This is a genomic window from Caulobacter sp. CCH9-E1, from assembly GCF_001556515.1.
Taxonomy (GTDB): domain Bacteria; phylum Pseudomonadota; class Alphaproteobacteria; order Caulobacterales; family Caulobacteraceae; genus Caulobacter.
In genome coordinates this window covers 1-18,816 of sequence record NZ_LSJA01000270.1, presented here as the reverse complement: position 1 = coordinate 18,816, position 18,816 = coordinate 1, and the positions used below count along the sequence as shown (strand labels likewise).

The 18,816-nt window shown below is 66.4% G+C and carries 16 protein-coding genes; 8 read left to right on the top strand and 8 right to left on the bottom strand.

The window, feature by feature from the left end; genetic code table 11:
• Window positions 1-476 precede the first annotated feature (476 nt).
• The 3 genes from AX690_RS15300 (at window position 477) to AX690_RS15290 (ending at window position 2,366) form a co-directional block, all read left to right on the top strand.
• Window positions 477-938 carry a hypothetical protein gene (locus tag AX690_RS15300; protein ID WP_066684314.1) on the top strand — a complete coding sequence of 154 codons (462 nt, stop codon included), beginning with the start codon at window positions 477-479 and terminating at the stop codon, window positions 936-938.
• A 204-nt stretch (window positions 939-1,142) separates the two neighbouring features.
• The gene (locus AX690_RS15295) at window positions 1,143-1,535 is read left to right on the top strand and encodes a DUF2059 domain-containing protein (protein WP_066684316.1); all 393 of its coding nucleotides are present in this window, start codon (window positions 1,143-1,145) and stop codon (window positions 1,533-1,535) included.
• Window positions 1,536-1,610: 75 nt separating this feature from the next.
• The gene (locus AX690_RS15290; protein ID WP_066684318.1) at window positions 1,611-2,366 is read left to right on the top strand and encodes an SDR family NAD(P)-dependent oxidoreductase; all 756 of its coding nucleotides are present in this window, start codon (window positions 1,611-1,613) and stop codon (window positions 2,364-2,366) included.
• Between the two features lie 102 nt (window positions 2,367-2,468).
• Here the strand turns inward: AX690_RS15290 and AX690_RS15285 are convergent, their stop codons facing one another.
• Window positions 2,469-3,533 carry an AI-2E family transporter gene (locus tag AX690_RS15285; protein WP_066684320.1) on the bottom strand — a complete coding sequence of 355 codons (1,065 nt, stop codon included), beginning with the start codon at window positions 3,531-3,533 and terminating at the stop codon, window positions 2,469-2,471.
• A gap of 258 nt (window positions 3,534-3,791) precedes the next feature.
• Here AX690_RS15285 and AX690_RS15280 point away from each other — a divergent pair, with 258 nt between their 5' ends.
• The 4 genes from AX690_RS15280 to AX690_RS15265 all read left to right on the top strand — a co-directional run bounded on the left by AX690_RS15280 (window position 3,792) and on the right by AX690_RS15265 (window position 9,498).
• Window positions 3,792-5,552, top strand: coding sequence for an alpha/beta hydrolase (locus AX690_RS15280; RefSeq protein ID WP_066730481.1), 1,761 nt, complete (start codon window positions 3,792-3,794; stop codon window positions 5,550-5,552).
• Between the two features lie 3 nt (window positions 5,553-5,555).
• Window positions 5,556-6,974, top strand: a complete 1,419-nt coding sequence (locus AX690_RS15275; protein ID WP_066681817.1) for a bifunctional enoyl-CoA hydratase/phosphate acetyltransferase — start codon at window positions 5,556-5,558, stop codon at window positions 6,972-6,974.
• A gap of 1 nt (window position 6,975) precedes the next feature.
• Window positions 6,976-8,178 carry an acetate/propionate family kinase gene (locus tag AX690_RS15270; protein WP_066681815.1) on the top strand — a complete coding sequence of 401 codons (1,203 nt, stop codon included), beginning with the start codon at window positions 6,976-6,978 and terminating at the stop codon, window positions 8,176-8,178.
• Between the two features lie 147 nt (window positions 8,179-8,325).
• Window positions 8,326-9,498: an acetyl-CoA C-acetyltransferase gene (locus tag AX690_RS15265; protein WP_231732213.1), complete on the top strand. Its 1,173-nt coding sequence runs from the start codon at window positions 8,326-8,328 to the stop codon at window positions 9,496-9,498.
• Window positions 9,499-9,551: 53 nt separating this feature from the next.
• Here AX690_RS15265 and AX690_RS15260 read toward each other — a convergent pair whose 3' ends face one another.
• The 7 genes from AX690_RS15260 to phbB all read right to left on the bottom strand — a co-directional run bounded on the left by AX690_RS15260 (window position 9,552) and on the right by phbB (window position 17,776).
• Complete coding sequence (locus tag AX690_RS15260; protein WP_066681810.1) at window positions 9,552-9,992, bottom strand: hypothetical protein; 441 nt, start codon at window positions 9,990-9,992, stop codon at window positions 9,552-9,554.
• A gap of 98 nt (window positions 9,993-10,090) precedes the next feature.
• On the bottom strand, window positions 10,091-11,212 hold the full coding sequence (locus tag AX690_RS15255) for an ABC transporter permease (protein WP_012285996.1): 1,122 nt from the start codon (window positions 11,210-11,212) through the stop codon (window positions 10,091-10,093).
• 1 nt (window position 11,213) lies between these two features.
• The gene (rbbA, locus tag AX690_RS15250; protein ID WP_066681803.1) at window positions 11,214-13,979 is read right to left on the bottom strand and encodes a ribosome-associated ATPase/putative transporter RbbA; all 2,766 of its coding nucleotides are present in this window, start codon (window positions 13,977-13,979) and stop codon (window positions 11,214-11,216) included.
• Window positions 13,976-15,046: an HlyD family secretion protein gene (locus tag AX690_RS15245; RefSeq protein WP_066681802.1), complete on the bottom strand. Its 1,071-nt coding sequence runs from the start codon at window positions 15,044-15,046 to the stop codon at window positions 13,976-13,978. Before AX690_RS15245 ends, rbbA begins: the two co-directional genes overlap by 4 nt.
• Entirely contained in the window at window positions 15,043-16,512 is a 1,470-nt protein-coding gene (locus tag AX690_RS15240) for an efflux transporter outer membrane subunit (protein ID WP_066681801.1), read from the bottom strand. The genes AX690_RS15245 and AX690_RS15240 overlap by 4 nt, the downstream gene beginning before the upstream one ends.
• Before the next feature lie 26 nt (window positions 16,513-16,538).
• Window positions 16,539-16,898: a hypothetical protein gene (locus tag AX690_RS15235; RefSeq protein ID WP_156449690.1), complete on the bottom strand. Its 360-nt coding sequence runs from the start codon at window positions 16,896-16,898 to the stop codon at window positions 16,539-16,541.
• A gap of 149 nt (window positions 16,899-17,047) precedes the next feature.
• Complete coding sequence (gene phbB, locus AX690_RS15230) at window positions 17,048-17,776, bottom strand: acetoacetyl-CoA reductase (protein ID WP_012285991.1); 729 nt, start codon at window positions 17,774-17,776, stop codon at window positions 17,048-17,050.
• A 139-nt stretch (window positions 17,777-17,915) separates the two neighbouring features.
• Between phbB and AX690_RS15225 the strand changes: the two genes are divergently transcribed.
• The gene (locus AX690_RS15225; protein WP_066681797.1) at window positions 17,916-18,593 is read left to right on the top strand and encodes a TetR/AcrR family transcriptional regulator; all 678 of its coding nucleotides are present in this window, start codon (window positions 17,916-17,918) and stop codon (window positions 18,591-18,593) included.
• The last annotated feature ends 223 nt before the right edge of the window (window positions 18,594-18,816 follow it).

Sequence of the window (18,816 nt, the reverse complement as noted above, 5' to 3'; positions counted from 1 at the left end):
CAGGAAGTCCATAGCCCAGACGTCGTTGGGCCGGGAGGCCGGTTGACGGTCCTCACGCAGCTTGGCTTTGACCTTGCGCTTGGGTGTCTTGTTGCGCCGCCGCCGCCTCCGTCGTGGTTGTCCTGGGTCTGCCCTGCGCGCTTTACGTCTCGGCTTCGCCTCGGCGCCTTTCGAATGTCCTTAAGGGAGAATTTGAGCCGGCCAGACCCCTAAATAACTTCCCTATTCGTTACCGTTATCCTACAAGCTCAACACCTCCTCCCCGAGGGCACCGCAGTCGCCGCCCCGCCGCCCCGCCGCTCCGCGGCGTGAGCGGCGACTGCGGCGCAGCGACTCGGCGCGCCCTGACACGCGCCATGATCTTCACGAGCACGGACGGATCATGACCACCGCTTCGCCCGCCAATCGATTTTCCGCGGTCGGCCCTGAAGCTCGACCGCCCGCAAACGCCCTAACCGCCATTCCAGGAGCATAAGATGGTCAACAAGCATGAGATCGAAGGCCAGTGGAAGATCATCTCGGGCCGCATTCACCAACTCTGGTCGGAGGCTTTCAATAGCAAGGAAGGCGCGATCAAGGGCGAGCTCACCGAAATCGCCGGCCTCCTGCAGCGCGAGTTCGGCCTGACGCTCGACGAGGCGAAAAAACAACTCGACCGTTGGCGCGCGGACGCTCAGCCCAAGGCCTTGATCGAAGCGCAGTGGCTGCGCTTCAACGATGTCCTGCAGGATCGCTGGACCGACCTTCGCGTCCGCTTGCAAGACGGCCGCGCCAAGGCGGAAGATTTGCGCGAGGTGGTCGAGGCGAACACCGGGGATCTGATCACCGATTTGCAGGCGCGCTACCAAATCAGCAAGGAAGAGGCCGCCGCTCAAGTCCAGGCGTGGCTCGACGAAGCACGCCGCTGGATCGAAGCCAACCGCCCCTCAAAGTCCTGACCCCGATCTGTGCTTCTCTCATCCAGACAGGAAAACCCAGTGCCTCGCTTTGGCTTAATCAGCGCTCGCCTTTCGCTGGGCGCGCTCGCTCTCCTCGCCATCACTAGCGGAGCGGCGCGGGCCCAGCCCCCCTCACCGGCCGATCTTGCCGCGCGCCGGTCGCTCTGCGCCCAGTCGGTGAGCTTGTCAGGCCTGGAAAGCGACATGGACAAGCAGATCAACCAAGCGGTCGAGGAAACCTATGATCGGCTCATCGCCGTGTCGCCTCCGGGCGACGCGGCGGTGACGGCCTATCGGGACGCCCTGTCGGGCGCTCTCCTGGCCGCCAAGGCTCCGGTCATCGACAAGCTGGTCGAAGCCTGCGCCCTGACCTTCACCAAGGTCGAACTGGAAGATATCAATCGCTTTTATGTCAGCTCGTCGGGCAAGGCGTGGCTCGAAAAAGGCCGGGTGATCATGCTGCCGGTGCTCGAAAAGGCGGTGGACGACGTGGCCCCGCAAGTCGCCGCCGATGTGGAGCGGCGGTTTTGCGCCAAGATCGATTGCACGCCGGCCAAGGCATCGCCGCCATCGCCTCGAAAAGATCGAACACTCTAGCGGCAGGCTGCAAGGGACCATCCGCGCGATCGGAGCTCGATCCCCGATCGCGGGGGATACTCAAGGAGATCAATCATGACGCCCATCCAAGGCCGGTTCGCCGGCAAGACCGTCATTGTCACGGGCGCGGGAGCTGGGATCGGCTGGGCCACCGCCTCCCGGCTTTTGGAGGAAGGGGCGCGCGTCATCGCCAGCGACGTGGCCGAAGGCCGGCTGGCGGCTTTGACGGCCGCCACGTCCTCAAGCGCGCTCGTGACGATCGCCGGAGACATCTCCCGTGAAGAAACCGTGCAGCGCGTCCTCGCCGCGTGCGAGGCGCGCGTTGATGGGCTGGCCAATGTCGCGGGCGTCATGGACGGCTTCCTGCCCGCGGCGGAAGTCGATGATGCGACCTGGGAGCGGGTTTTCGCCGTCAATGTCACGGCCGTCATGCGACTGACCCGAGCCGCCCTTCCGGTGATGCTCGTCGCCGGTGGCGGCACCATCGTCAATGTCGCCTCCGAGGCCTCGCTCCGCGGCTCGGCGGCGGGCGTGGCCTACACCGCGTCCAAACATGCCCTGGTAGGGTTCACCAAGAGCACCGCCTTCATGTACGGGCCCAAGGGGGTGAGGGTAAACGCTATCGCGCCGGGGCCCGTGCGGACCTCGATCAACGGCGCCAGTCGGTCTGACCATGGATGGTCGCGGATCGCTCCGCTTCTGGAGGCCCAAGCGCCGCCCGTGGCGGAGCCAGGCTCGCTGGCCGCCAATATTCTCTGGCTGTTGAGCGACGAGGCCGAAAACATCAATGGCGTCGTCCTGCCTTCGGACGGGGGCTGGGCGGCCGGCTAGACTCTTCGCCATAAGGCAAATTGCTATGTCAGCGCGCGTTCTGCCCCCTGGCCGACGGCGGCGCTTGCGGGCCGTCTGGCCAAGCCGAGCTCACGCCGCGCCCTATGGGACAGGCCGGCTCCCGACTTCGACGGCCAAGGTGTCGCTGATCGGATGACCGTCGTTGGAGATCAGGACGGCGATCCAGCGCAGGCTCTCGAACTGCGCCAACTGCAGCATCAGAGCCAAGGTCAGCGGAATGGCCAGGAAGGCGCCTGGAATGCCCCAAAGAACGCTCCACACCCCGACAGTCAAGAGTCCGATGGTCGGGTCGATATTCTGGCTGGCGGCCTGCATCTTGGGCAGGACGAGATTGCCGACCAGGAATGAGACAGCCTGTATCCCCAAGAAGATGGCGAGCGCCGGCCACACTGTGGGAAACTGCAGCAATGCGAATAGGGCTGGCGCGAGGCTGCCGACGCCAACGCCCAGCACCGGTATGTAGGAGAGCATAAAGAGCGCCAAGGTCCAGAATAGCGCATTGTCCAGGCCCGCCAGCGCCATGATCGCCCCCGAGGCGGCGGCGATCATCAGGCCGGTTACCGTCTGGATCCAGACATAGGTCTCGACACCCTTTACCGTTCGTTCCAACACCGAGGGCATTCCCGTTGGGCGTCGGAAGCTGGCGATGATCTGCATCTTGTTTCGGATCAGATGTCGTGAGGTGAGGATAAAGATCAGGAACAGGACCGTCAGCAGCATCCCCGAAACCGCGCCTTGCAGGCTGCTCAGGACCCTGGCGGCGAGGGAGGGCAGATCCAGGCCGGACGCCAGGCTCGTCAAGCTCACCCCCTCCAGCTTCACCAACTGGCCGGCCCGCTCGAACAGGGCGTTGAGACGAACCGCCAACTGCGGCAGTTGACCGGCCAACTCGGCCGCGCCGCTGACAACGACGACGACGCCGACCATGAGCAAGCCGGCGACGACCGCGCTGGCCAGCACCATGACCGTCAACCGGCCGGCCGAGGGCCAGGCGTGAACGATCACCCTGACCAGGGCGTTTATCAGGACCGCCAACACGAAAGCCATGGCCAGCGGCCACAACAAGGCCCTGAAGACATAGAGCAGCGCCAGGGCCGCCGCTACGCCGGTGACATTGAGGGCGACCGGCAAGGGGGCGACTTTCATGCGTGCTCCAAACGGTAAGGCGGCCGGTCGATGCGTGTGCTCGGCCGACGACGCTGGCGATATCCCTCGCTCCTTAAGGGATAATCAGGAGGGCGTCGGGACCTAAATAACTTCCCTAACCATTACCGTTACCTTACAGGTGCGGGAGCGACGTCAGCTAGAAAGTTGAGGGCGCCGCCGGGTCGTCATCAACGGATGCAAGGATGGGCGCGGTCCGCTCGCGGTCGCGCTCCAAGGTAACCGATCAGGAGTTTGGTCATGACCGCCGCCCTCGCCCCCCTGCCGCCCCCAGACCCCCTCGACGGTATCGCCGAGATGCTCGACCGGGCCGCCACGGCGACCCTGGCCCAAACGTTCCACGGCCTTTCGCCAGCGACGATGATGCAGTCCTTCTCGGATTGGGCGATGCATCTGGCGCTAGCGCCGGGCAAGCAGATGCAACTGGCGGCCAAGGCTGGGCGCAAGTACGCGCGCCTTGGCGACTATGCGCTGCGGTCCGCAAGCGAACCGACCGCCACGCCCGCGATCGACCCCCTGCCCCAGGATCATCGGTTCGACGATCCCGCCTGGAAGCAGGCTCCGTTCAACCTCCTGGCTCAGGGCTTTCTGCTAAACCAGCAATGGTGGCATGCCGCGACCACCGGCGTGGCGGGCGTCAGCCGCCACCATCAGGACGTCGTCCAGTTCACGACCCGGCAAATCCTGGATGTCTTCGCCCCGACCAACAGCCCCCTCACCAATCCCGTACTGCAGAAGCGGATCATCGAGTCTGGAGGCCAATGCCTGATCGAAGGCGGCAAGCACCTGCTCGAAGACATGCAGCGGATGGTTCGGGGGGAGCCTCCTGTAGGGACCGAAGCCTTCGGCGTCGGCGAGGTGCTGGCGACGACGCCCGGCAAGGTCGTCTATCGCAACGACCTGATCGAACTGATCCAATACGAGCCCAGCACCAAGCTGGTGAGACCCCAGCCGGTGCTGATCACGCCGGCCTGGATCATGAAGTACTACATCCTCGACCTGCGGCCGGAGAACTCGCTGGTCCGCTGGCTGGTGGGCCAAGGCTATACGGTGTTCATGGTCTCCTGGCGCAATCCCGGAAGCGAGGATCGCAACCTCGACATGGAGACCTATCGCCGTCTGGGACCGATGGCGGCGCTCGACGCCGTCTGCGCCATCACCGGGGCGAGCGCCGTTCACGGCGTCGGCTATTGCCTTGGCGGCACCCTGCTGTCGATCGCGGCGGCGGCGATGGCGCGCGACGGCGACGAGCGCCTGGCTAGCCTGACCCTGCTGGCCGCCCAGACCGAATTTAGCGAACCGGGCGAGCTTGGCCTGTTCATCGACGAGGCCCAGCTCAATTTGCTCGAGAACATGATGTGGACCCGGGGCTATCTGGACAGTTCGCAGATGGGCGGCGCCTTCCAGATCCTGCGTTCCAACGACCTGCTCTGGTCTCGGGTGCTGAGCACCTACCTGATGGGCGAGCGCGAGCCGATGTCGGATCTGATGGCCTGGAACGCCGATGGCACGCGCATGCCCTACGCCATGCACAGCCAGTATCTGCGCCATCTGTTTCTGGAAGACGACCTGGCCGAGGGCCACTACAAGGTCGGTGGCCGAAGCATCTCGCTGTCGGCCTTGCGCGGGCCGATGTTCGTGGTTGGCACCGAGCGCGATCACGTCGCCCCCTGGCGGTCGGTCCATAAGATTCACGGCCTGTGCGGCGCCGAGATCTGCTTCGCGCTGACCAGCGGCGGACACAATGCCGGGATCGTCTCCGAGCCGGGCCACGCCCACCGTTCGTACCGGTTGCTGACCCGCGAAGCCGGGGGACCAGCCCTTGATCCGGACGAATGGACCGCTCGGGCGCCGGTTCAGGAGGGCTCGTGGTGGACCGCCTGGGGCGCGTGGCTGGACGAACACTCCGGCGCCCCGGTCTCGCCCCCGCCAATGGGCGCGGCGGACAAGGGCTACGCCCCGCTGGAAGACGCTCCAGGCCAGTACGTCTTGGAACACTGATCCATGAGCGCTCCGGACATGATCGAGAACCGCACCTTCGACGAGATCGCCGTTGGTGACGCCGCCAGCGTCGTAAGAACCTTCGCCGAGCGGGACACCCAATTGTTCGCCCTGATGTCGGGCGACGTCAATCCGGCGCATCTGGACGCCGCCTACGCCGCGACCGACATGTTCCACCGCGTGATCGCCCATGGACTGTGGGGCGGCGGCTTGATCTCGGCGGTGCTGGGCACCGAACTTCCCGGCCCCGGCGCGATCTATCTCAGCCAAAGCCTGAAGTTCGTGCATCCCGTGGGCCTGGGCGACACCATCACCGCGACGGTGACAGTGGTCGAAAAACTGGCGGAGCATCATCGCGTCAGGCTCGACTGCCGTTGCACCAATCAGAATGGCCAGGACGTCATCACTGGCCAGGCTGAGGTGGTCGCTCCGACGGAGAAGGTGCGCCGTCCCCGCGTCGTTCTGCCCGATGTCCAGCTTTCCGATCACGACGCCTATCGCCAATTGATGGCGCTGACGACGGGACACCATCCCGTGCCCACCGCCATCGCCCATCCCTGCAGCGCCGCGGCGATCACCGCCGCCGTCGAGGCTGCGGAGGCCGGACTCATCGCGCCGATCCTGGTGGGTCCGGAGGCCAAGATCCGATCGGCCGCCGAGGCGGCCGGCAAGGACATCACGGCCTATCGTATCGTCGCGGCGCCGCACAGCCACGCGGCGGCGGCCCAGGCGGTGGCGCTGGTGCCCTCGGGCGAGGCCCAACTGCTGATGAAGGGATCGCTGCACACCGATGAACTGATGGGCGCGGTCGTCCCGTCAGCGACCGGCCTGCGAACCGAGCGACGCATCAGCCATGCCTATGTGATGGACGTCCCGGGCCACCCGACGCTGCTGATCATCACCGACGCGGCGATCAACATCGAGCCCACCCTGGAGGACAAGGCCGATATCATCCGCAACGCGATCGACCTGGCCCATGTCATCGGCATCGAGCAGCCCAAGGTCGCGATCCTCTCGGCGGTGGAAACGGTGACCCCGACCATCCGCTCGACCCTGGATGCGGCGGCGCTGTGCAAGATGGCCGACCGGGGGCAGATCACCGGCGGCCTGCTGGACGGCCCGCTGGCCTTCGACAACGCCATCAGCGAGGCGGCGGCCAAGGAAAAGGGGATCGTCTCCCCGGTCGCCGGGCGGGCGGAAATCCTTGTCGTTCCCAACCTTGAGGCCGGCAACATGCTGGCCAAGCAACTGACCTTTCTGGGCGGCGCTGACGCGGCGGGGGTCGTGCTCGGCGCACGCGTGCCGATCATCCTCACCAGCCGCGCCGACAGCCTGCGCACACGCCTGGCCTCCTGCGCGGTCGCCGTGCTGATGGCTCGGGCCGCGACCAAGGCGGCGCCGGGCCTGACGGCGGGCGCCTGACATGAGCCGCGCCATCGTCAGCCTCAATGCCGGCTCGTCGAGCATCAAGTTCGCCCTGTTCGTCCTGACAGGCGATGGCCCAAGCCGCGTGGCGGCCGGCAAGCTGGAGGGCGTCGGCACGGCGCCCCATCTGGTAGCCCGCGATCTGAACGGCGACGTTCTGGTCGATCGCACCTGGGACGGTGGCGCGGATCTCGATCATGAGGCACTGCTGCAGGATCTCTTCGCCTGGGCCGGCGCGCACCTGGAAGGCCGCGAGATCGTCGGGCTGGGACACCGGGTCGTGCATGGCGGCGGACGGTTTACCGCTCCCGTGCGGGTCGATGATCAGGTCCTGACCGCACTGGACGCCTTCTGCCCCCTGGCGCCGCTGCACCAGCCGCACAACCTGGCCGCCATCCGCGCCATCCAGACCCTGGCGCCGGACCTGCCGCAGGTGGCCTGCTTCGACACCGCCTTTCACCATCAGATGCCCGAGATCGCCACGCGGTTCGCCCTACCCCGCGCGCTGCATGACAAGGGGGTGCGCCGCTACGGCTTCCACGGCCTGTCCTACGACTATATCGCCCGTACGCTTGGCCAGATCGATCCGGACCTTGCCCGCGGCCGGGTGATCATGGCCCATCTTGGCAATGGCGCCAGCCTGTGCGCGATGCACGACGGCAAAAGCCTGGACACCACGATGGGCTTCACCGCGCTGGATGGTCTGGTGATGGGCACACGCTGCGGCGCGGTCGACCCGGGCGTGGTGCTGCATCTGCTGTCGCAAGAGGGCATGAGCATCGCCGAGGTCGAACGGCTGCTCTACACCCAGAGTGGTCTGCTGGGCGTTTCGGGCGTTTCGAGCGACATGCGCACGCTTCACCAGAGCCAGGATCCGCGCGCCGCCGAAGCCATCGACCTCTTCGCCTGGCGCGTGGCGCGGGAAGTCGGCGGCCTGATCTCCTCGCTGGCCGGACTCGACGGCCTGGTGTTCACGGCCGGCATCGGCGAGAACGATCCGGCCATCCGCGCGCTGATCTGCCAGCGGCTGGCCTGGGCGGGGATCGTGATCGAGCCTGCCGCCAACCAAGCCAACGCCGCGCTGATCAGCACACCGGCCAGCAAGGTCGCCGTGCGGGTCATGGCAACCGACGAGGAACGCATGATCGCCCTCCAGACGATCAGCACCTTGGGTTTGAACGCGCAAGGCCGAGCGCCTTAGTCCTCCGATCTCGGCGGCTTGCATCGCCCGGGGTCTGGCTTAGCGATGTGGCCTTGAGCTGCGGCGACGGGAGGCCTGCTTGGCGCAAGGAGGAAATTCTAGATCGTGACGTCAATAGCAAAGAGGTGAAACGTGGCTAGACGAGAAGTGGTGCTCTGCGATCCTGTCCGGACCGCCATAGGAACCTATAACGGCAGCCTGAAGTCCGTCCCGGCCGTCGAGCTTGGCGCAACGGTGCTGCGCGAAACGCTCAAGCGGTCCAAGCTCGATCCCAACCGCCTGCAGAGCGTGGTCATGGGTAATGTCGTTCAGGCCGGCAACAGGATGAACCCTGCCCGTCAGGCCACCATACTTGGCGGCGCGCCGGTCGAGGTTCCCGCCATGACGGTCAACCGGGTTTGCGGATCGGGGGCCCAGGCGATCGTTTCCCTGGCGCAAGAGGTCTTGCTTGGCTTCGTCGAAGCGGGCGTCGCGGGCGGCATGGAGAACATGGACGCCGCCCCCTACCTGATAACGAGCGGCCGCTGGGGCTACCGAATGGGAGACGCCCAGATCTACGACGCTATGCTCCATGACGGACTCAACGACGCCTTTTCCAATCAGCATTCGGGGTGGCACACCGAGGATCTGGTCACGAAATATCAAATCAGCCGCGACGATCAGGACCGCTGGGCGGCGGGCTCGCAGCAGCGCTTTTCGCAGGCGCAGGCGGCGGGGAGATTCGATGCTGAGATTGTCGCCGTCGATATCAAGGGCAAAAAGGGGCCCGAGCCGTTTTCGCGCGACGAGCACAATCGTCCCGACACCACGCTTGAGAGCTTGGCCAGGCTAAGGCCCGCCTTCCGGACGGATGGAACCATCACGGCGGGCAACGCGCCCGGCCTCAATACTGGAGCGGCGGCGATGATCGTCGCCGAACGCGCCTTTGCCGAGGCCCACGGCCTAACGCCCATGGCCAGACTGGTCTCCTATGGCGTGGCGGCGGTCGAGCCCGGCCTGTTCGGCATCGGCCCCGTCCCTGCGGTCAGGCAGGCCTTGGCGCGGGCCGGGTGGACGGTCGGCGACATCGAGCGAATCGAGATCAACGAGGCCTTCGCCGCCATCGCGCTCGCGGTCACGCGCGAGCTTGGGCTTGCCGAGGACATCGTCAATGTCGAAGGCGGCGCCATCGCCCATGGCCATCCGATCGGCGCCACCGGGGCGATCCTGACGACGCGCCTGCTACACGCCATGAAGCGTGACGGGCTAAGGCGCGGCGTCGTCACCCTCTGTATCGGCGGCGGCCAGGGCGTCGCCCTGGCGCTCGAAACGCTCGCCTGAAAATTGGCGCGCCCGCAAAGCCCCCTTGGGACGTCACGGGCGCGTCCTTGAGCTCAGCGCAGGGCGATGCTCACACCGCCTGCGGCCAGGGCGATCTTCAGGCCCTGGCTCTGGGTGTGGAGCCTGATTTCGACGCCTTTGGCGTTGCGCAGAACGGCTGTCCCGCCCCCCATGGTCACGAACGCCCCGCTCCGGCCGGCGACGGCGTAGAGACCCGGAAAGTCCTCCACGCGTTTGAGATTGTAGATCTCCGCCTCACCCTCGACGCGATCGGCGCCAGCCTCGATCAGGGTCACGCCGGTGAGCGTGAAGGGCGTGTTGCGGCCCTGGAAGGACAACACCCCCCTTCCCCAGCCATAGCCGACACCCAAGGCCACCGAATCCCCCGACAATCGCGCGGTAGCCGAGGGCTGGGCGCGCGGCGCGGCCGCAGCCAGGGTCGCCGGGCCAGCCAACACGACGACGGCCGCCATGGCGATGTTGAAGGGCTTCATCACATAACTCCAGTTGAGGCGCCCACCGGAACCGAGTGACCGCGGAAGATGGATAGCCGCGCACCGACCGCGCACCGCCTTGATCGGGCCGTCCCAGCCTAGGCCATCGTACCGATCGCCTTGCGAAAGCGGGTCAGGGCCACGACAAAGAACACCGCGCCGATGGCTGCGATGGCCAGGAACTGCGGCCAGACCACCTCCAGACCCGCGCCTCGGTAGAGGATGGCCTGGGCGAGCTTGACGAAATGGGTGGTCGGCGCGGCCAGCATGACGGTCTGAACGAACGACGGCATGCTTTCGCGCGGCGTCATGCCGCCCGACAGCATCTGCAGCGGCAGCAGGACCAGCATCAGCAACAGCCCAAACTGCGGCATCGAACGGGCGATGGTGCCCATGAAGATGCCGATCGAGGTGGTGGCGAACAGGTGCAGGGCGGCGCCGCACAGAAACAGCGCCACCGAGCCCTCGATCGGCACGCCCAGCACCCCTTCAACCATGATCAACAACGACAGGCCGCAGGCCACCAGCACCACCAGCCCCATGGACCAGACCTTGCTGACCATGATCTCCAGCGGGGTGACCGGCATGACCAGAAGATGCTCGATCGTGCCGTGCTCGCGCTCGCGGATCAGGGCCGCGCCGGTCAGGATGATCGACAGCATCGTGACGTTGTTGATCACCTCCATCACCGAGCCGAACCACGCCTCGGCCAGGGTCGGATTGAAGCGGGCGCGCAGCGCCAGAGTGACGGGCGACGCGGTCGCGCCGCGATGACGCTGGACGAACTCCAGGACCTCCGCGCCGAGGATCTGCTGGATGTAGCCGGCGCCGCTGAACGCTTGGCTCATCCGCGTGGCGTCGACATTGACCTGCACCGTCGGTCGGCGGCCGGCCAGCACGTCGCGCTGAAGATCGGGGGGGATATCGACCGCGAAGGTGTATTCGCCCGCATCCATGCCGCCGTCGACCGCGTCCTGACTGACCACGGCCGGCGGCGTGAAATAAGGGGGATAGAACGCGCCGACCATGCGATCGGAGAGCTGGGAATGATCCTCGTCGACGATCGCGATGGGCGCCTTGTGCAAGGACTCGGGGATGCCCGTCGCCGCCATATAGATGGAGAACGAGAAGGAGAAGACGATCAGGACCAGCATCATCGGATCGCGCCCGACGCTGCGCAGTTCCTTGACGCCCAACCTCAGGATGTTGGCCCCGCGCACCCTATTGTTCCTGTTTCTTGAGCAACATGACGCAGGCGGCCAGCAGCAGCGGGAAGGTGACCGCCAGGCTCAGCAGTTCCGGCTGGAGATCGGGAAACCCCAGTCCCTTGGAGAACACGCCGCGGCAGATGGTGACAAAATGACTGGTCGGGAAGACGCGACCAATGACCGCCCCGGCTCCCTCCAGCGACGAGACCGGATTGATCAGTCCCGAAAACTGCACGGCCGGCAGGATCGTGCCGATGGCGGTGGCGAACAGCGCTGCGATCTGGCTGCGCATGAAGATCGAGAACAGCAAGCCGATCGCCGTCGAGGACAGGACATAGAGCAGGGCGCCCAAGGTCATGGCCACGATGTCGCCAGTGATCGGCACGCGGAAGGTCGACAGGGACAGCACGACCAGCAGGGCATAGTTCAACATGGCCAGCGCCACATAGGGCGCCTGCTTGCCCAGCAGAAATTCCAGCGCCGTGACCGGGGTGACGTAGAAGTTGATGATCGAGCCCAGCTCCTTTTCCCGCACGACGCTCAGCGCCGTCAGTATGGCCGGAAACAGCAGCAGCAGCACAGGGATGACCGCGGGCGCGATCGCCACCAGGCTCTTGACGTCGGGATTGTAGCGATAGCGGGTTTCGATGTTGATCAAGCCAGTCGACGGCCGCACCCCAAGCTCTCGAACGGACATGTCGCTCAGCCATTGGGTGTGCAGCGCCTGGACGTAGCCTTGCACGGTTTCGGCGCGCTGGGGCATGGCGCCGTCGATCCACACGCCCAGCGCCACCGTGTCGCCCCGGCGCAGGTCCCGGGCGAAGCCGGGCGGGATCTCGATCGCCACGCTCAGTTCGCCCGACCGCATCCGTCGATCCAGTTCACCATAGTCCGAGATCGGCCGTCGCTCGACGAAATAGGGCGAGCCGGCGATGTTGAGCGCGTAGTCCTGGCTCGTGGTCGTCCCGTCGCGGTCCAGCACGGCGAACGGCAGGTCCTTGACGTCCATGCTGATGCCGTAGCCCATGATGAACATCAGGATCACACTGCCCAGCAGGGCCAGAGTCGCCCGGATCGGGTCGCGGCGCAGCTCAAGCGCCTCGCGCCGCGAATAGCTCATCATCCGCCGAGGACTGAAGCCGCCCAGCCAGCCGCGCCCCGGGCGCGGCGGCTGAGCGACCGTGTCGCTGGGGGGAGACGCAGGCGCGGGCGGCGGGGCGTCGTCTCCCCCGGCCGCCTTCAGATAGCTGATGAAGGCATCTTCCAGGGACTTGGCGCCCTGCTGCTCGACGATGCGCGCCGGCGCATCGCTGACCAGCACCTTGCCCGCGTGCATCAGCGAGATGCGATCACAGCGTGCGGCCTCGTTCATGAAGTGGGTGGAGATGAAGATCGTCACTCCGTCCTGCCGCGACAGGTCGATCATGCTCTGCCAGAACTGGTCGCGTGCGATGGGGTCGACGCCAGAGGTCGGCTCGTCCAGGATCAGGATTTCCGGCCTGTGGATCATGGCGACGGCGAGGGAAAGACGCTGGCGCTGCCCCAGGGGCAGAGCGTCCGGTAGCGCGTCCATCAGGTCGGCCAGTCCAAAGCGCTCGGCCATCTCCGCCATCCGATCCGGGATGTCTCGCGCCTCCATCCCGAACAGCTGCGCGTGGAGCTCCAGGTTTTGCGCGACGGTCAGTTCCGAATACAGCGAGAAGCCCTGGGACATGTAGCCGACCCGCCGACGGGTCTGGATGTCGCCCGCGTTCACCAGGCGGCCAAACAGATGCGCCTCGCCGGCGGTGGCGGGCAGCAAGCCGGTCAGCATCTTCATCGTGGTGGTCTTGCCGCAGCCGTTCGACCCCAGGAACCCGAAGATCTCGCCGCGCTCGATCTGGAAATCCACCTGATCGACAGCGGTGAAATCCCCAAACCGCATGGTCAGGCCCTTGGCCTCGATGGCGATGTCGCCCTCGCCCGCGTGCAGACGCGGCGGTATGGTCACGGGCTGGGCGCCGCGCCGGCGCTCCTCCGGCAGCAGGGCGATGAAGGTCTGTTCGAGATCGGTGGTGCCGGTGCGTTGATAGAGCGCGTCGGGAGAGCCGGTCGCCAGGACCTTGCCGGCGTCCATGGCGATCAGCCAGTCAAACCGCGCCGCCTCCTCCATATAGGCGGTGGCCACCAGCACGCTCATGCCAGGCCGCGCGGCGCGGATGCGGTCGATGAGATCCCAGAACTGCGACCGTGACAGCGGATCGACCCCCGTCGTCGGCTCGTCGAGCAACAGGAAGTCGGGATCGTGGATCAGGGCGCAGCACAGGCCCAGCTTCTGCTTCATGCCGCCGGACAGCTTGCCGGCGGGCCGGCCCCTGAAGGGCGCGAGACCGGTGCTGTCCAGCAGGTCAGTGATCCGGCGCTCACGCTCCGCCCCGTCCTGGCCAAACAGCCGGCCGAAGAAGTCCAGGTTCTCGAAGACCGACAGCGTCGGATAGAGGTTCTTGCCCAGCCCCTGGGGCATGTAGGCGATGCGAGGGCAGACCGCCTCGCGGTGCCGACGGTCGGCCATGTCGCCGCCGAGCACCTCCACCGTGCCCGAGGGGATGACCCGCGAGCCGGCGATCAGCGAGAACAGCGTCGACTTGCCCACCCCGTCGGGGCCGATCAGCGCCACCATCCGGCCCGCCGGGATGTCCAGATCGATGTTGTCCAGGGCCCGCGTACCCCGATAGTCGAGACTGACCCCCGCGAGCCGGGCGACCGGAGGCGTCGCGTCCGGACCGGGTCGGGCCGTCATGGCGCCTTGAGCTCCAGCTTGGCCGGCCAGGGCGTCTTTGGATCGATCCGCACATAGGCCATGCCCGGCAGGCCGGTCTTCACCTGACGGATGTGCCGTCGCAGGAGGTCTGGATCGATCCGCGCCTTGACCCTGAACATCAGCTTCTGCCGCTCGCTCTGGGTCTCCACGGTCTTGGGCGTGAATTGGGCGACGTCGGCGACGAACGACACCTTGGCAGGCACCACATAGTCGGGCGCGGCGTCCAGGACGATCCGCACCTCCGTGCCGAGCCCCACCCGCCCCGCCACCGTCTCCGGCAGGAAGAAGGTCATGTAGACGTCCGACAGGTCGACTAGGTTGAGCACCCGCCCGCCACCGGCCACCACCTCGCCCGGCTGAGCCACCCGGAACTGGACCCGCCCGTCGCGCGGCGCCTTGAGCGCGCTATCGGCGATGTCGGCGTCCAGCCGGCGCAAGGCGGCCAGCACGGCGTCGACGTTCGAGCGCGCGCCGATCACCTGCGAACGGGCCGTGGCGATGGCCGCGTCGACGGCGGCCATCTGAGCCCTGGAGGCCTCAAGCGCCGCCTGGGCGCCCTCGACCCGCGCCTGATCGTCATCCCGTTCCTGCATGGCGGTCGCGCCTTCACGCGCCAGGGTGTCTGATCGCGCCAGCCGACGGCGCGCCGCGTCCAGTTCGGCTTGGCGTTGCCGGGTCCCCGCGAACGCAGCGGCGCGCTCGCTCTCGCGCTGGATCACCTGGCTGTTGGCGATCTCGATGGCGTTGAGGGCTTGCTGATGCTGCGCCTCGGCCTCGGCGCGCTGGGCTTGCAGCACGTCGGTGTCCATATGGGCGACGATCTGGTCCGCCTTCACATAGGCGCCCTCGTCGACAAGGATGTCGCGGACCCGGCCGGGGGTCTTGGCCGCCACGTCGATCTCGACCGCCTCGATCCGGCCGTTGCCGCTGACAACGCCCTCGGGAAGCGCTGGCGGGCGCAACAGTCGCCAGCCGAGGAACGCGACGACGACCACTGCCGCGACGACCCCGCCACGCACGAGCCATTGTCTGCTGGTGGCCTTCATCGCGCCGGTTCCTTGAGGGTCTGGTGGGGAGGTGGGAAGGAGGCGTCGTCGCCGACCCCGCCGCCGAGCGCGGCATAGAGCGCCACGCCGCTGGCCAGATAGCCGCGACGCAACTGGACCAGGGCCTGCTCGGTCTCGAACAGGTCGCGCTGGGCGTCCTGCACCTCCAGATAGGTCGAGCGGCCATTGGCGAAGCGCAGATCGGCGAGCCGCGCGCGCTCCTGTAGGGCCGCGAGCATGTCCCGCGCATCGGCGATCCGCGCCGCGAGTTGCCGGCGCTGGACCAGCGCATCGGCGACGTCGCGGAACGCGCCCTGAATGGTCCGCTCATAATCCGCCACCGCGATATCGCGTCGCGCCAGACTCAGATCGAGATTGGCGTCGCGACGACCGCCGTCGAAGATCGGCAGATCCAGGCTGGGCGTGAAGCTCCAGGCCTGACTGCCGCCCCTGAACAGGCCATCCAGCTGCGCGCTGGCGGTTCCGCCGGCGGCGGTCAGGGTGATATTAGGAAAAAACGCCGCGCGGGCGGCGGCGATATTGGCGCTGGCCGCCCGCAGGCGGTGCTCGGCGGCGATGACGTCGGGACGATTGACGAGCAACTCAGAGGCCAGACCGGCGGGAAGCGGCTGATCGGGCCCCACCTCGGACAACTGCAACGGCCCCGAAGCCATCTCCACGGGCCGTCCCACCAGAACGGCGAGCGCGTGGCGGTTGACCGCCTGGTCCTGATCGAGCGCCTCGACCGCCGCGCGCGCCTGGGCCAGGAGCGTCTGGGCCTGGGTCATCTCCAGCTTGGAGCCCGCCCCCACCTCGTAGCGACGGCGCAGGATGCGCAAGGACTCCTCGCGCGAGGCGACCGTGCGGCGGGCCAGGGCGATGCGTTCGTCATACTCCCGTTCGGCCAGATAACTGTTGGCCACCTGCGCGATCAGGCTCGTCGCGACGGCGCGGCGGGCTTCATCGGTGGCCAGATATTGTTGCAGGGCCGCCTGGCGCGAAGCGCGCAGACGACCCCAGAAATCGATCTCCCAACCGGCGCTGAGAACCGAACGATATTCGCTGCCCGTCTCGGCCCGTCCGGTGATCGACAGGTCGGCGGGGGTGCGTCCACGGGTCGATGTCGCCACGCCGTCCAGGCTCGGATAGAGCGCCGCGCTCTCGATGCGAAGGGCGGCGCGCGCCTCGTCCAGCCGAGCCGCCGCGATGCGGACGTCGCGATTATCCGCCAGCGCCGTCTCGATCAGGCCCCGCAATTGGGGATCCTGGAAGAAATCCCGCCAGCCCACCGCCCCGACCGAACCCTTGGCCTCGGGCTGGCCGGAAAAGGTCTGCGGTGTCGGAAGTGGTGGCGGAGCGAAGGACGCCGTCGAGGCGCACCCCGCCAGGATCAGCGACACGGCGACAAGAACCGCGCCGCCGCCCCGGCCCGGAGCGGCGGCGGATACGGATTTGATTTGATCCATGGCGTGTCGCGCCGCTCGTTGATCTATCAATCGGCAGCCTTGGCCTTGGCCGCGCGCACATCGGATTTCGCCCCTTCGGCCGCCGCAGGCTTGAACGCGCTCCAGGGTTGAAGAAGGCCCTGAAAGGCTTTGGTCGCGGCCTTCTGGTCCAGCGTCGCGCTCCAGGCCTGGGTCCAGGCCTTCTGCCAGTCGGCGAAGGCAGCAGCGGCCTTCTTGGCGGCGGCTTCGCGATCGCGCTGAAACTCCGCGACAAGCGGCGATGCGTCAGCGAAAAGGCCGGTCATCTCGCCGCTCGCCAGATGGCGAGCCTGCTCAGCGAAACGCGTCGCGGCCTGGGCTCCTAGCCGCATATTGGTTTCGCTGCTAGCCTGGGTGACCTCGGCCAAGGTCCGCGTCAGCCGCAGGTTGGCTTCCATCATGTTCGTCACTTGGTCGAGAGAGCCGCTCATCTGGGTCTTCCTTCTAAGGGTCATGGCTTGCTAGGAAACAATCGAGTTTTGCCGGATGCCGCGGCCCAAGGTGATGGGACGCGCCGTCATCCGTTGGCGATGTACTGCCCGCCGTTGATGGTGAGGACAGACCCCGTGCAGAAGGCGGCCTTCTCCGAGGTCAGATAGCAGACGGCTTGGGCGATCTCTTCGACGTCCCCAAGGCGACCCAGGGGAATGCCCGCGACAATGCCCGCCCGCACCTCCTCGGCCACCGCAGCGACCATGTCGGTATTGACGTAGCCTGGGCACACGGCGTTGACCGTCACGCCGCGCGAGGCGTTTTCGAGCGCCAGAGCCTTGGTGAAGCCGATCACACCAGCCTTGGCGGCCGAATAGTTGGTCTGACCGACCTGGCCCTTCTGGCCATTGATCGAGGAAATATTGACGATGCGTCCAAAGCGGCGCTCGCGCATGCCCTCGATGACCACCCGGGTCATGGCGAACATCGAGTCCAGATTGGTGCTCAGCACCGCGCGCCACTGGTCCCAGGTCATGCGATGGAACATGCCGTCGCGGGTGATGCCGGCATTGTTGACGAGGATGGACACCGGCCCAAGATCGGCCTCGACCTGTTCAATCCCGGCGCGGCAGGCGCTCTCGTCCGCGACATCCCAGCGATACACAGGAATGCCGGCTTCCTGCTTGAACCGCGCGGCGGCGGCTTCATCGCCGTGATACGTGACCGCGACGCGGCGGCCTTCGGCCGCAAGCGCGCGCGCCACGGCCGCGCCTATGCCTCGGGTTCCGCCGCTCACCAAGGCCACGTTACTCATGCACCAATCCTCGACCGAAGCGGAGACGACCAACTGCCGCCCCCATGGATGTACCCTTATCGGTTTCGTTATGGCATTCGTTTGACTTAGATCAACCCCGTTGTCTAGACCTGCCCGGAGATTGGGTTATGCTAAGTTGATGATCAAAACGACGTCGCGAAGCGGCAAAAGCAGGCTTCCGCCGAGAGATCCCAAGGGGGGGCGTCCGCCTCGAAGCGTCGCGGCCAAGCTTGGCGCTCACATCCTTGACACGGCGCTGGAGCAGTTCATCCGCCAAGGCGTTGAGGCCACCAGCATGGAGGCCATAGCATCCGCCGCGAGCGTTTCGAAGCGGACGCTTTATGCGCGTTTCGGCTCGAAGATGGACCTGCTCGTCGCGAGCATCGAATATGGCGTGGCCAAGCACCTGAACCCACTCTCAAGCCGCAGCGCCGAGGGCTCCCTGCGTGAGCGGCTTCTGGACGTAGGCGCGAGATTTCTAGACCTGGCGCTCAAGCCGGAAGTCATCGGGCTGGAGGCCTTGGTGGCATGGGTGGCCAAAGAGCAGCCGACCTTCCGCAAGGTGGTCCACGAACGCGGCGTGGATATGGCGATCGCCATCGTGGAGCAAATTCTCGAAGATGGCGCCCGTCGAGGAGAGGTGGTCCTAAAAGACAAGGCGTTCACGGCCGCCTTTGTGCTAGACGCCCTCGTCACCGTGCCTCGAGATCGAATAGTCGTCAGCATGAGGCTTGGCGACACCAAGGCGGCCAAAGGCGCCTACCTGCAAGGCGCTGTCGATCTGATCCTCATGGGCCTTTCGCCTCGGTCAGAGTGACAACAATCGCCAGGACGGCGGCCTATGGGCCAGCCATAAGCACAAACTGGTGCGATCTGAACCTGGGCCGACCTTAGCCTTGCTGAGTAATCCCGGGATGGTCTGGAAAGCGACCAACCCGGGCTCCGCGGACGGGATCCCCGCCACGCCCCCTCTCGCCTTGAGGCTAGCGCAGAAGAACCTCGAGCGCGGTCTGAGGCAATCCTCCGAAGCACTTCGCCAT

What these genes read in the sequence shown, in the direction of transcription:
- AX690_RS15225 (WP_066681797.1), top strand. Translation starts at nt 17,916, where the DNA reads ATGATCAAAACGACGTCGCGAAGCGGCAAAAGCAGGCTTCCGCCGAGA.
- AX690_RS15245 (WP_066681802.1), bottom strand. Translation starts at nt 15,046, where the DNA reads ATGAAGGCCACCAGCAGACAATGGCTCGTGCGTGGCGGGGTCGTCGCG.
- AX690_RS15270 (WP_066681815.1), top strand. Translation starts at nt 6,976, where the DNA reads ATGAGCCGCGCCATCGTCAGCCTCAATGCCGGCTCGTCGAGCATCAAG.
- AX690_RS15260 (WP_066681810.1), bottom strand. Translation starts at nt 9,992, where the DNA reads ATGAAGCCCTTCAACATCGCCATGGCGGCCGTCGTCGTGTTGGCTGGC.
- AX690_RS15275 (WP_066681817.1), top strand. Translation starts at nt 5,556, where the DNA reads ATGAGCGCTCCGGACATGATCGAGAACCGCACCTTCGACGAGATCGCC.
- AX690_RS15290 (WP_066684318.1), top strand. Translation starts at nt 1,611, where the DNA reads ATGACGCCCATCCAAGGCCGGTTCGCCGGCAAGACCGTCATTGTCACG.
- AX690_RS15295 (WP_066684316.1), top strand. Translation starts at nt 1,143, where the DNA reads ATGGACAAGCAGATCAACCAAGCGGTCGAGGAAACCTATGATCGGCTC.
- AX690_RS15240 (WP_066681801.1), bottom strand. Translation starts at nt 16,512, where the DNA reads ATGGATCAAATCAAATCCGTATCCGCCGCCGCTCCGGGCCGGGGCGGC.
- rbbA (WP_066681803.1), bottom strand. Translation starts at nt 13,979, where the DNA reads ATGACGGCCCGACCCGGTCCGGACGCGACGCCTCCGGTCGCCCGGCTC.
- AX690_RS15285 (WP_066684320.1), bottom strand. Translation starts at nt 3,533, where the DNA reads ATGAAAGTCGCCCCCTTGCCGGTCGCCCTCAATGTCACCGGCGTAGCG.
- AX690_RS15300 (WP_066684314.1), top strand. Translation starts at nt 477, where the DNA reads ATGGTCAACAAGCATGAGATCGAAGGCCAGTGGAAGATCATCTCGGGC.
- AX690_RS15280 (WP_066730481.1), top strand. Translation starts at nt 3,792, where the DNA reads ATGACCGCCGCCCTCGCCCCCCTGCCGCCCCCAGACCCCCTCGACGGT.
- phbB (WP_012285991.1), bottom strand. Translation starts at nt 17,776, where the DNA reads ATGAGTAACGTGGCCTTGGTGAGCGGCGGAACCCGAGGCATAGGCGCG.